General features: G+C 43.2%; 2 protein-coding genes. Both read right to left on the reverse strand.

Features of this window, described 5'->3' with window-relative positions; genetic code table 11:
• Positions 1 to 297: hypothetical protein (locus GY843_RS08495; protein ID WP_297308545.1), on the reverse strand; the 297-nt coding region annotated here is incomplete at its 3' end.
• Positions 294 to 803: a hypothetical protein gene (locus tag GY843_RS08500; RefSeq protein WP_297308547.1), complete on the reverse strand. Its 510-nt coding sequence runs from the start codon at positions 801 to 803 to the stop codon at positions 294 to 296. The genes GY843_RS08495 and GY843_RS08500, both read right to left, overlap by 4 nt.
• Positions 804 to 815 lie beyond the last annotated feature (12 nt).

The raw sequence follows: 815 nt of genomic DNA on the forward strand, positions 1-815 counted from the left end.
AACTACCCAATCACCGGCTGTAATCGTACTTTCACATCTTGCTTTTGATATACCAAAAATCCTAACCTGCATAGTCTCAGAACCTGCTGAAAGCATTGTCTGATTTATGCCGATAGCGTTTCTTGCCGTTGTTGTATCGTTCAGAGTCTGTTTGTTATTACACAAATATCCTGTAAACTCAGCGGAAGTAGTCGCTCCCTGTATTCCGACTAGACGGTACTGGCTTGTCGTAGTCTTCATATAGGTTGACGGTTTCATTGTTATATCATATTCTTCTCCGTTTCCGTGTCTGCTCATACTTGCCCCCACAATTCACAATCATAAAGTTGTGGATTTAACATCACTTCTATTACTGATGCAGTTACACCAGCTTCCATTGCTCGTCCTAAAACTATTCCCCATGTTGCAGCTGAAGTTTCATAGACAGCGGCTGTCTGGTTTGTTGCATCTTCTAAATTCAATGAAATGACAGTCCCATAATGAGATGTCGTACTGACTCCCTCGTAAGGAACCACCCAATCGCCCACCGAAATAGTACTCTCACAAATAACCTTTGACTTTCCCATTACTCTGACCTGCATAGTCTCAGAACTGCTTGACAGATAACTCTGATTGATACCAATCGCGTGCCTTGCCGTTGCTGTCCTGTTTAAAGTCTGTGCATAGTTTGCCATATAACCTGTGAACTCCGCTGACGTAGTTGCTCCAACAACTCCTACAACTCTGTACTGGCTTGCTGTCGTGGCCATATAGGTTGACGGTTTCATGGTAATGTCATAAACTCTACTTCCAAAACGTGCCATATTCCCCTCCTA

The sequence above is a fragment of the Neptuniibacter sp. genome (assembly GCF_024231755.1).
GTDB lineage: Bacteria > Pseudomonadota > Gammaproteobacteria > Pseudomonadales > Balneatricaceae > Neptuniibacter.